Below are 7,077 nucleotides of genomic sequence, written 5' to 3'. Positions count from 1 at the left end.
CGACCCCGGCCTGCAGCTGCTCCTGACCGCTTCATCGCCGGCAGCCCTCAGCGCGAAGGCGGCGTGGCAGCAGCAATAGTCGAACTCGATACCCTGACCGATGCGGTTCGGACCGCCACCGAGAATGACGACCTTCTTGCGGTCGGAAACCTCGGCTTCTGAACGGGCGGCACCGACGAAGGGCGTCTCGTAGGTCGAGTACATGTAGGCGGTCGGCGAGGCGAATTCTGCAGCGCAGGTATCGATGCGCTTGTAGACCGGGCGCACATTCAGGGCATTCCGCAGTTCCGCCACTTCCTTCGGGCGCTTGCCGCCGAGCGTTGCGAGACGGGCATCGGAGAAGCCCATGGCCTTCAGCATGCGCAGGTTGTCGGCATCCTGGGGCAGGCCGTGCTCGCGGATGCGGGCTTCCATGTCGACGATCGCCTTGAACTGGGCGATGAACCACGGATCGATCTTGCTTGCCTCGTGGACCTCCGCCTCGCTCATGCCGAGACGCAGCGCCTGGGCGACCATGCGCAGACGGTCCGGCGTCGGCGTGCCGATCGCGGCGCGGATGGCGTTGCGGCCATCACCGTTTTCGTCCATGTCCGGGATTTCGATTTCGTCGAGACCGGTAAGGCCTGTCTCCATGCCGCGCAGTGCCTTCTGCAGCGATTCGGCAAAGGTACGGCCGATTGCCATGACTTCGCCGACCGACTTCATCGCGGTGGTCAGCACCGGCGAGGCGCCCGGGAACTTCTCGAATGCAAAGCGCGGGATCTTGGTGACGACGTAGTCGATCGACGGTTCGAACGAAGCCGGGGTTGCGCCGCCGGTGATGTCGTTGTCGAGTTCGTCGAGCGTGTAGCCGATCGCAAGCTTCGCCGCGATCTTGGCGATCGGGAAGCCGGTCGCCTTCGACGCCAGAGCTGAAGAGCGCGAAACGCGCGGGTTCATCTCGATGACGACCAGACGCCCGTCCTTCGGGTTGACGGCGAACTGCACATTCGAACCGCCGGTCTCAACGCCGATCTCGCGCAGCACCGCGATCGAGGCGTTGCGCATGATCTGGTATTCCTTGTCCGTCAGCGTCAGCGCCGGAGCGACGGTGATCGAATCGCCGGTGTGCACGCCCATCGGGTCGATGTTTTCGATCGAGCAGATGATGATGCAGTTGTCCGCCGTGTCGCGGACGACTTCCATCTCGTATTCCTTCCAGCCGAGCACCGATTCTTCGATCAGCACTTCGGTGGTCGGCGATGCATCGAGGCCGCTGCCGACGATGTCGAAGAATTCGGTGCGGTTGTAGGCGATACCGCCGCCGGTGCCGCCGAGCGTGAAGGACGGGCGGATGATCGCCGGCAGCCCGACATCGTCGAGCGCCTGCGCTGCAATCGCCATCGCATGGTTCATGTAGCGCTGCTTGCGATCGCCTTCGCCGAGGTTCCACTGGTTTTCGAGATTATCCAGCGCCTTGTCGAGATCGGAGCCGGAGAGCCGGCTCTTCAGTTCGGCGCGCTCGGCCTCATGCACCTTGCGGTCGTGGTCCTTGATGTCGGTGGCGTTGGCCAGCCGCGACTTCGGCGTCTCCAGGCCGATCTTCGCCATGGCCTCACGGAAGAGCGCGCGGTCTTCGGCCTTGTCGATCGCATCCGGCTTTGCGCCGATCATCTCGACATTGTAGCGGTCGAGCACGCCCATGCGGCGCAGCGACAGCGCGGTGTTGAGCGCCGTCTGGCCACCCATGGTCGGGAGCAGGGCGTCGGGGCGCTCCTTGGCGATGATCTTGGCGACAACTTCCGGGGTGATCGGCTCGACGTAAGTTGCGTCGGCGAGGCCCGGATCGGTCATGATCGTTGCGGGGTTGGAGTTGACGAGGATGACCCGGTAGCCTTCCTCCTTCAGCGCCTTACAGGCCTGGGTGCCGGAATAGTCGAATTCGCATGCCTGACCGATGACGATCGGCCCTGCGCCGATGATAAGAATGGACTTGATATCTTGGCGCTTCGGCATGGTCGGTCATCCGTTTCTAGCTGCGCGAAAAACCGGCCAAAGTGGGAGGTCACCGGCCGGGCACGCATTGATGGGTCTTTTCAGGCTAGAAGCGGCTTATAGGCAAATGTATCTGCAAGCGAAACCCCGAAAATTCCGGAATCGACAAGAAGCGGGGATATTTGCGCGTGCTCTGCTTTGTCGCTTGCGAAGCGGCACCGAAACAACGTCAAAGCATCAGGCGCCACCGGGGATCACCAGAATCTTCACTTCGCCCGCTGCCGGCGGATGTGCGATGACGCCCGCGGCCTCATCGAGCGTCACGCGCCGGGAGATCAGCTTGTCGATCTCGATGGCTCCGGAGGCCACCAGATCGGCGGCGCGGCGGTGTACGAACGGGTTGATGAAGGACCCGAGCACGCGCAGTTCGCGGAAGAGAATATCGAAGGGCTCGATCTCCACGGTCTCGCCCTGCGGCATGACGCCAAGGATGACAACCGTACCGCCCGCCTTTGCGAGGCGTGTCGCCTGCCTGACGGTTTCGGCAACACCGGCGCATTCGATGACGACATCGACCCCACCGGGAACGAGCCCGGAATCACCCGTGACGAATTCGACGATATCGGCCGAGGAGGGATCGAAGGTCGCGGTCGCACCTAGCTCTTCGGCGAGGCGACGCTTCACCGCCTGTCGGGTCGACAGGATCACCGTGGTGGCGCCCGCGAGCCTGGCGAGCTGCACCACCAGCAGGCCGATCACTCCGCCACCCAGAACGATGACGGATGAGCCTGCGCGAATGCCTGACATGTCCACGCCATGCAGGCAGCAGGCCAGCGGCTCGCAGAAGGCGCCGCGGACCGGATCGAGGGCCCGGGGCAGTTCGAAAGCCTGCTTGCGCGGCACAAGAACATAGTCGGCGAAGCCGCCATCACGGTGGATGCCAATTGCCCGCAGATTGCGGCAAAGGTTGACACGTCCTGTGCTGCACTGGGGGCAAGCGCCACAGGCGATGTTGGGGTCACCGGTAATGCGCGCGCCGATTGCTATATCCGAGACTTCACTTCCTATGGCTTCGACGATGCCGCAGAATTCATGACCAAGGGTGACCGGCGGTTTCGAGGGAAATTCGCCATGCAGCAGATGCCGGTCGGTGCCGCAGATGCCACAGGCTTCGACCCGGACGAGCAGGTCCTGTGGACCGGGCAGGGGCTTTTCGACTTCGACCACGCTGAGCCGACCGATTCCTTCAAGCCGCAACGCCTTCATGAACGCTCCTCCTCGCTCCTGTCCGCCATGGCATAGGAGCGGCAAAGCGATATGGCGTCAAGGCAAGCGGTGCCATCTTCGGCCGGCGTGCATTTCACTGCCGGCGTCCGAAGCGGCGCCTCGCTGGCGCTGCAAAAAAGATTGGCGAGATCGCGAACTTACGGGTGGCGATTGCGTTTTACAACGACGTTAGGGCCGTCTTATAAATGTACGTACCGACAATGCCTGTTTGCACAGCGCCGGAGGACAGATCATGGAGTGGAAAGGCCGCCGCCAATCCGAGAATATCGAAGACCAGCGCGGCTCGAGCCCGGATGGGGGACTCGGCGGCAATCCGTTCGGCCGTGGCGGTGGTTTCCGCATGCCGGGCGGCGGAGGCGGCATGCGGCGCGCCGGCGGCGGCATGAGCTTCGGCACGATCATCTTCCTCGTCATCCTCTACTTCATCCTCAAGGCCATGGGCATCGACATGCTGCAGGTGCTGGAAGGCGGCGGCGGTCAGGTACAGCAGCCTGGCTTCGAGCAGAGCGACGGCTCGCCGGCACCGCGCGGCTCTGCCCAGGAAGAGGAAATGAAGCAATTCATGGCGACGGTGCTCGCGGAGACCGAGGATACCTGGAACGGCATTTTCCAGGCGAACGGCAAGCAGTATGAGGAGCCCAAGATGGTGCTCTTCCGCGGCCAGGTGCGCTCGGCCTGCGGATTCGCTTCTGCCGCCTCCGGGCCGTTCTATTGCCCGGGAGACCACAAGGTCTATCTCGACATGAGCTTCTTCGACGAGCTCGCCCAGAAGTTCGATGCCTCAGGCGATTTCGCCCAGGCATATGTCGTCGCGCATGAGGTCGGTCACCACGTTCAGAACCTGATCGGCGTCCTGCCGAAGTTCAACCAGATGCGCCAGTCGATGAGCGAGACCGAGGCCAACCAGATGTCCGTCCGCGTCGAGCTGCAGGCAGATTGCTTCGCCGGCGTCTGGGGCAAATACACGGAGCAGAAGGGCCTGCTCGAGCAAGGCGACCTCGAAGAGGCGCTGAACGCCGCCACCCAGATCGGCGACGACACGCTGCAAAAGCGCATGCAGGGCTACGTCGTTCCGGAAAGCTTCAACCACGGGACGTCCGAGCAGCGCATGCGCTGGTTCAAGCGCGGCTTCGACAGCGGCAAGATGTCGGCCTGCGACACGTTCTCGGGCGGCGTCTGATTGCCCCAAGCCAAGAAACCGTCAGGGCCGGCACGATTGCCGGCCCTTTCTTTTGTTGCCTCAACGTTCGCTGTCCATATGGGCGAGCTGCGCCTCGGGATAGCGGGCGCCCGCGGCGGCGTTTTTCGGAACCGCCAGTTCGATCGCCGCGAGATCGCCCGCATTGAGATGGACGTCGCGCGAGGCAAGGGCTTCCGCCAGGCGGTCGCGGCGGCGTGCTCCGATCAACGGCACAATGTCCTTGCCCTGGGCGGCCACCCAGGCGATCGCGGTCTGCGCCACCGAAGCACCCTTCTTTTCAGCGATCTGCCTCAGCGCTTCCACGAGGGCGAGGTTCTTGTCGATATTGCCCTCCTGGAAACGCGGGCTCATGGCGCGGAAATCGCCCTTGCCGGCGGCGCCCTTCTCCCAATGGCCGCTGATCAGGCCACGTGAGAGAACACCATAGGCCGTGACGCCGATGCCGAGTTGTCGGCAGGCGGGCAGGATCTCGTGCTCGATCCCGCGCGAAATCAGCGAGTATTCGATCTGCAGATCCGAGATCGGATGGACGGCAGCCGCACGACGAATGGTCTCGGCACCGACTTCGGAGAGGCCGATATGCTTGACATAGCCAGCCTTCACCATGTCGGCGATCGCGCCGATCGTGTCCTCGATCGGCACATCCGGATCGAGCCGCGAAGGGCGGTAGATATCGATATGATCGACGCCAAGGCGTTGCAGCGAATAGGCGAGAAAGTTGCGAATGGCCTTCGGGCGGGAATCATAGCCGGACCAGTTGCCGGCGGCGTCACGCAAGGCGCCGAACTTGACACTTAACAGGGCCTTCTCGCGCTTTCCGCCCTTCAGCGCTTCGCCGATTAGCATCTCGTTGTGACCCATGCCGTAGAAATCGCCGGTGTCGAGCAACGTGATGCCAGCCTCCAGCGCGGCGTGGATGGTGGCGATGCTTTCGGCACGGTCGGCCGGGCCGTACATGCCGGACATGCCCATGCAGCCGAGGCCGAGCGCCGAGACCGAGGGGCCGGTCTTTCCGAGTGAAACGTAATCCATTCTCGTTCTCCTTCGACAAGGCCGAAATCTGCCGGCCGTTTGCTCGGTCTCTTGTTTACTTCGCTCTGCGTCGTGCGATAATCCGATATCAACCGAACGCCTTGTACGAAATTTCGCACAATGAACGATCTTCCTCTTGCCGATCTCGATGCCTTTACCGCCGTTGCCGCCGCGCGCAGCTTCCGCGCCGCTGCCAAGACGCGCGGCGTTTCTGCGTCCGCGCTCAGCGAGGCGCTACGGCGGCTTGAAGCGAAACTGCAGGTGCGCCTGCTCAACCGCACGACCCGCAGCGTAACGCTGACGGAGGCGGGCATGCGGCTGCTCGATCGGCTGACGCCTGCGCTCGGCGAAATTGCCGGGGCGCTCGACCAGGTCAACGAGATGCGCGACAGTCCGGCGGGAACGCTGAAACTGAATGTTCCGACCATCGTCGCCCGGGAGATATTACCACCGATTGTCGGCCGCTTCCTCAGCGAGCATCCGGCAATCGCCCTGGAAGTGACGGCAGAAGACGGGTTTGTCGACGTTCTGGCGGCCGGCTTCGATGCTGGTGTGCGCTACGAGGAACGGGTCGAACGCGATATGATCGCCATACCGATCGGGCCGCGCCGCCAACGCTATGTCACCGCCGCTGCGCCGGACTACCTCGCCAGGCGGGGCATGCCGCAGCATCCGCGCGATCTGCTCGAGCACGCCTGCATTCGCCACCGTTTCTCAAGCGGCATTTCTCTTCCCTGGGAATTCGGCGAGGGTGATACGGCACTGACGATCGCACCGCCGGCGGTTGTGACCGCCAATGCGATCGACCTCGAACTCGGTGCTGCCCTCGATGGGCTCGGGATCATCAGAACCTTCGAAGAGTTCGTCGCCCCCGCAATCGCCGCGGGGCGGCTCGTGCCCATCCTCGGCGACTGGACGACGAGCTTTTCCGGCCCGTTTCTCTACTACGCAAGCCGCAGACATATGCCGGCGGCGCTGCGCGCCTTCGTGGATTTCCTGCAGCTCGAACAGCGTCGCAAAAACGGCTGACAAGAAGCAGCACGTCAACCGACGTATCAACCACCGCGATAGTCCCATCAGATAATTTGAGTTGTTCACGGATTGTTTCGGCCGAAATGATCCGTTACACCTAAATTGGTCGTTTTGTTCACGTTCTGTCCCCATCCTCGGGGCAGACGCTCGGGGGAGGGGTTGCATGCTCGACGAGAAGTTTGTGCAACGTGGCCTGTTCCTCGTCTTCCTCATCCTGTTCCTGGATATCATCGGCATCGCGATCATCGTCCCGGTGCTGCCGACCTATCTCGAGGAATTGACCGGTTCGGGCGTCAGCGAGGCGGCGATCGATGGCGGCTGGCTGCTGCTCGTCTATGCGGCGATGCAGTTTCTCTTCGCCCCGCTGATCGGCAACCTCAGCGACCGCTTCGGACGGCGCCCGGTACTGCTTGCGTCCGTCTTCACCTTCGCACTCGACAATCTGATCTGCGCGCTCGCCACCAGCTATTGGATGCTGTTCATCGGTCGTGTCCTCGCCGGCATCAGCGGCGCGAGCTTCGGCACGGCCTCGGCCTATATCGCCGACATCA

Annotated in this window: 6 protein-coding genes; 3 read left to right on the top strand and 3 right to left on the bottom strand. The window is 63.0% G+C overall.

Features of this window, described 5'->3' with window-relative positions:
• Both carB and I8N66_RS35065 read right to left on the bottom strand, forming a co-directional pair.
• Window positions 1-1,995, bottom strand: a 1,995-nt coding sequence (gene carB, locus I8N66_RS35070; RefSeq protein ID WP_291164459.1) for a carbamoyl-phosphate synthase large subunit, incomplete at its 3' end; no start/stop codon positions are given.
• Window positions 1,996-2,211: 216 nt separating this feature from the next.
• On the bottom strand, window positions 2,212-3,240 hold the full coding sequence (locus tag I8N66_RS35065) for a zinc-dependent alcohol dehydrogenase family protein (RefSeq protein WP_291164456.1): 1,029 nt from the start codon (window positions 3,238-3,240) through the stop codon (window positions 2,212-2,214).
• 253 nt (window positions 3,241-3,493) lie between these two features.
• Between I8N66_RS35065 and I8N66_RS35060 the strand changes: the two genes are divergently transcribed.
• On the top strand, window positions 3,494-4,441 hold the full coding sequence (locus I8N66_RS35060) for a neutral zinc metallopeptidase (RefSeq protein WP_113538802.1): 948 nt from the start codon (window positions 3,494-3,496) through the stop codon (window positions 4,439-4,441).
• 60 nt (window positions 4,442-4,501) lie between these two features.
• Here I8N66_RS35060 and I8N66_RS35055 read toward each other — a convergent pair whose 3' ends face one another.
• A complete protein-coding gene (locus tag I8N66_RS35055) occupies window positions 4,502-5,494 on the bottom strand; it encodes an aldo/keto reductase (RefSeq protein ID WP_291164452.1) in 993 nt (330 codons plus the stop codon).
• Window positions 5,495-5,614: 120 nt separating this feature from the next.
• On the opposite strand from I8N66_RS35055, the gene I8N66_RS35050 reads away from it, so the two are divergent.
• Both I8N66_RS35050 and I8N66_RS35045 read left to right on the top strand, forming a co-directional pair.
• The gene (locus I8N66_RS35050) at window positions 5,615-6,523 is read left to right on the top strand and encodes a LysR family transcriptional regulator (protein ID WP_291164451.1); all 909 of its coding nucleotides are present in this window, start codon (window positions 5,615-5,617) and stop codon (window positions 6,521-6,523) included.
• A gap of 166 nt (window positions 6,524-6,689) precedes the next feature.
• On the top strand, window positions 6,690-7,077 hold a 388-nt coding region (locus I8N66_RS35045), incomplete at its 3' end, for an MFS transporter (RefSeq protein WP_291164448.1).

This window comes from Ensifer sp. SSB1 (assembly GCF_016652895.1).
GTDB lineage: Bacteria > Pseudomonadota > Alphaproteobacteria > Rhizobiales > Rhizobiaceae > Ensifer.
The sequence above is the reverse complement of the archived record's forward strand: the minus strand, read 5'-3'. Positions and strand labels throughout refer to the sequence as shown.

Bases quoted from the DNA above. Each gene is read 5' to 3' on its own strand.
- I8N66_RS35065 (WP_291164456.1), bottom strand. From the start codon at position 3,240: ATGAAGGCGTTGCGGCTTGAAGGAATCGGTCGGCTCAGCGTGGTCGAA.
- I8N66_RS35050 (WP_291164451.1), top strand. From the start codon at position 5,615: ATGAACGATCTTCCTCTTGCCGATCTCGATGCCTTTACCGCCGTTGCC.
- I8N66_RS35060 (WP_113538802.1), top strand. From the start codon at position 3,494: ATGGAGTGGAAAGGCCGCCGCCAATCCGAGAATATCGAAGACCAGCGC.
- I8N66_RS35055 (WP_291164452.1), bottom strand. From the start codon at position 5,494: ATGGATTACGTTTCACTCGGAAAGACCGGCCCCTCGGTCTCGGCGCTC.